The 3,813-nt window shown below is 47.1% G+C and carries 5 protein-coding genes; all 5 read left to right on the plus strand.

Features of this window, described 5'->3' with window-relative positions; genetic code table 11:
- The first annotated feature begins 323 nt into the window (after positions 1-323).
- The 5 genes from hisH to Q0110_RS18235 are packed head-to-tail and all read left to right on the plus strand — an operon-like array spanning position 324 to position 3,700.
- On the plus strand, positions 324-914 hold the full coding sequence (gene hisH, locus Q0110_RS18215) for an imidazole glycerol phosphate synthase subunit HisH (RefSeq protein ID WP_297909921.1): 591 nt from the start codon (positions 324-326) through the stop codon (positions 912-914).
- Positions 911-1,630 carry a 1-(5-phosphoribosyl)-5-[(5-phosphoribosylamino)methylideneamino]imidazole-4-carboxamide isomerase gene (hisA, locus tag Q0110_RS18220; RefSeq protein ID WP_297909923.1) on the plus strand — a complete coding sequence of 240 codons (720 nt, stop codon included), beginning with the start codon at positions 911-913 and terminating at the stop codon, positions 1,628-1,630. The genes hisH and hisA overlap by 4 nt, the downstream gene beginning before the upstream one ends.
- A gap of 17 nt (positions 1,631-1,647) precedes the next feature.
- Positions 1,648-2,403, plus strand: coding sequence for an imidazole glycerol phosphate synthase subunit HisF (gene hisF / locus Q0110_RS18225; protein ID WP_297909926.1), 756 nt, complete (start codon positions 1,648-1,650; stop codon positions 2,401-2,403).
- Positions 2,404-2,418: 15 nt separating this feature from the next.
- The gene (hisIE, locus tag Q0110_RS18230; RefSeq protein WP_297909929.1) at positions 2,419-3,015 is read left to right on the plus strand and encodes a bifunctional phosphoribosyl-AMP cyclohydrolase/phosphoribosyl-ATP diphosphatase HisIE; all 597 of its coding nucleotides are present in this window, start codon (positions 2,419-2,421) and stop codon (positions 3,013-3,015) included.
- Between the two features lie 7 nt (positions 3,016-3,022).
- On the plus strand, positions 3,023-3,700 hold the full coding sequence (locus Q0110_RS18235) for an ATP-binding cassette domain-containing protein (protein ID WP_297909932.1): 678 nt from the start codon (positions 3,023-3,025) through the stop codon (positions 3,698-3,700).
- Positions 3,701-3,813: the final 113 nt, after the last annotated feature.

A 3,813-nucleotide genomic window follows, 5' to 3' on the forward strand; every position in this document is an offset into this window, starting at 1 on the left:
ACCCGCGACCCCATGCGTGACAGGCATGTATTCTAACCAGCTGAACTACCGAACCTCTTTTCTTTTACGCTATCTCTCTCGATTGCGGTGCAAAGGTAAGCATTATTTTTAAACCTGCAATAGTTGGAACAAAAAAAATCGACCTTAAGCTAAAATATTCTCCTTGTAAAGCGGTAAAAGCGATCGTCTCTTTCTTCGTTTCTTTCTCTTGATCACACCAGTTTATCACAAATACATTTCATTTTGGAACTTTTCATTCGCCTCTCACAATTATGTAATGATAATTTGTTACTTTTGCGATTCAATACAAATGCTTAACAACAATGGACGTTGCCATTATTAAATATAATGCCGGAAACATCTACTCGGTAGATTACGCTTTGAAACGGTTGGGCGTTACCCCAGTCATCACGGCCGATCCGGAATTATTGAATAAAGCGGATAAGGTTATCTTTCCCGGAGTAGGTGAAGCTTTCACGACCATGGAATATTTAAGGGAACACCGATTGGATCAAGTGATCTTGCGCCTAAAGCAACCGGTACTCGGGATATGCCTCGGCATGCAATTGATGTGTATGCGCTCGGAAGAGGGAAACGCCGATTGCCTGGGTATCTTCCCTACGGAAGTGAAACGTTTCGTTCCGCGAAGGCATGAAGACAAAGTGCCTCACATGGGCTGGAATACATTGACAAACGTTAAAAGCGGACTATTCGACGAGCGATTGGAGAACAAGTTTGTTTACTTCGTACATAGTTATTATGTACCCGTAAATGAATATACGGCGGCAACGACCGATTATATCCTTCCGTTCAGCGCCGCTTTACATAAGGATAACTTCTACGCGACGCAATTCCATCCGGAAAAAAGCGGATCGGTAGGAGAAGTTATATTGAAAAACTTTTTGAAGATATGATTGAGCTTATTCCCGCTATAGATATAATAGATGGCAAATGCGTCCGGTTGACGCAAGGAGATTACGCTACCAAGAAGGTTTACAACGAAGATCCTCTGGAAGTGGCGAAGATGTTCGAGGACAACGGCATCCGGCGTTTGCATGTGGTAGACTTAGACGGTGCCCGCGAGGGACGCATCATCAACTATCGCATCCTTGAACGGATAGCTACCCGCACTTCCCTGATCATTGATTTCGGAGGGGGCTTGAAACAAGAGGACGACTTGGAGATCGCTTTCGAGAGCGGAGCCCAGATGGTAACCGGGGGCAGTATCGCCGTGAAGGACCCGGAAATGTTCACCTCTTGGATCGCCAAGTTCGGTAGCGAGAAAATCATATTAGGGGCCGATGCCAAGGATAAGAAGATCGCCATCAGCGGTTGGGAGGAAACGACCAGCCAAGAGTTGATTCCTTTCATAAAAGGATATTACGACAAAGGGATTACCAAGGTGATCTGCACGGATATCGCACGGGATGGTATGCTCCAAGGCCCGGCTATCGACCTATATAAAGAGATACGAGACGAGATCCCTTTTCTTTATATCATAGCGAGCGGTGGCGTAAGCTCGATCGAGGATATTGAGAGATTGTCTGAGGCCGGGATTCCCGCCGTCATTTTCGGTAAGGCCATTTATGAGGGGAAGATCCGGTTGAAAGATTTACTTCGTTTTACTTGAAATAATAAAAAAGATATATGCTAGCCAAGAGAATTGTTCCCTGTCTGGATATAAAGGATGGAAAGACCGTTAAAGGTATCAACTTCGTGAACTTTCGCGACGCAGGAGATCCCGTGGAGCTAGGCGCCCAGTACAGCCGCGAAGGGGCCGACGAATTGGTGTACCTGGATATTACCGCCTCACACGAGGGGCGAAAGACTTTCACCGAGTTGGTAAAGCAAGTGGCGGCCCATATCAGCATCCCTTTTACCGTGGGTGGAGGCATCAACGAATTGAAGGACGTGGATCGTTTGCTTAGCGCTGGCGCCGATAAGGTCTCGATCAACTCGGCGGCTTTACGTAACCCGGCGTTAATCGAGGAGATCGCCAAGAACTTCGGCAGCCAAGTGTGCGTAGTCGCTATCGACGCTAATTTCGAGAACAACGATTGGCTATGCTATCTGAACGGAGGGCGTGTCCCGACAGATAAGTACCTGTTCCAATGGGCTTCGGAAGCGGAAAGCCGTGGCGCCGGAGAGATCCTTTTCACCAGCATGACACATGATGGCGTAAAAGACGGATACGCAAACGATGCTTTGGCTACTTTGGCCGATACGTTACATATCCCGGTGATCGCCTCCGGTGGAGCGGGAAAGATGGAACATTTCCGAGACGCATTTGCCTGCGGGAAAGCGGACGCAGCTTTAGCGGCCAGCGTTTTCCATTTCGGCGAGATACGGATCGGCGACTTAAAACAATACCTCAAGGATGAGGGGATCAATGTAAGGATATAATACATTATATATAAGATGAAATTAGATTTCGATAAAATGGGCGGATTAATTCCCGCTATCGTACAAGACAACAACACTAGTAAGGTATTAATGTTGGGCTTCATGAACCAAGAAGCTTATGACGAGACAGTAAGTACTGGTAAGGTTACATTCTTCAGCCGCACGAAAAACCGTTTGTGGATGAAGGGAGAGAGTAGTGGCAACACGCTGCAGGTGGTTAGCATCACGGCAGACTGCGACAACGATACATTATTGATCAAGGCGATTCCCGCCGGACCGGTTTGTCACACGGGAGCGGATACTTGCTTTGGCGAAAAGAACGTAGAGGACATCATGTTCTTGAAATACTTGCAAAACTTCATCGAGCGTCGCCGCCAAGAAATGCCGGAAGGTTCGTATACGACTTCCTTATTCCAGAAAGGCGTGAACCGTATGGCCCAGAAAGTAGGCGAGGAAGCAGTAGAGACCGTTATCGAGGCAACCAACGGAACCGAAGACGGTTTCATCTATGAGGCATCCGACTTGGTTTACCACTTAATCGTATTATTGACGAGCAAAGGGCTTCGTCTGGAAGACCTCGCCCGCGAGTTAAAGAAAAGACATAAAGGTTGATAATTCTATGGAAGAAGATATCCTGCTCAAATTAGAGAACGTGGAGATATGCCGTGAGGAAAACAGGGTATTACACGACGCATGCCTCACGCTTCGTAACGGAGAGTTCGTATATGTGATCGGAAAGGTAGGCTCCGGTAAAAGCAGCCTGCTCAAGTCCTTGTACTGCGAGATACCGATCAAGCAAGGTGAGGCACGCATCATGGACTACAACCTTACCAAGATGAAGCGGAAGGACATCCCCTATTTGCGTAGAAAACTAGGTATCGTCTTCCAAGATTTTCAATTGCTGACCGATCGCTCCGTCTCCAAGAACCTGGAATTCGTGCTGAAAGCCACCGGCTGGAAAAAGAAGAACGAGATCAAGGAGCGGATAGACAACGTGCTCCGTCAGGTGGGCATGCAAGACAAAGGTTATAAAATGCCGCATGAGCTATCCGGCGGGGAACAACAACGTATCGTTATCGCCCGGGCCCTCCTGAACAATCCCAAGTTGATACTGGCAGACGAGCCAACCGGCAACTTAGACCCGGAGACGAGCGGGCAAATCGTACAACTTTTACACGACATCTGCCAGCAAGGAACGGCGGTGATAATGACTACCCACAATTATACGATCGTACATAATTATCCTGCCCGCATAGTAAAATGCGAGAATGCCTGTCTGAGTGATGTCAAAGAATAATTTTTTTGTAACTTTGCGGTCGCATTCGATTGAAAAAGAAAACAATTTAATATAGAACAAAAGAAAATGAAAGTTTTAAAGTTTGGCGGTACTTCTGTGGGATCTGCACAGAG

The organism is uncultured Parabacteroides sp. (genome assembly GCF_947855115.1).
Lineage (GTDB): Bacteria > Bacteroidota > Bacteroidia > Bacteroidales > Tannerellaceae > Parabacteroides.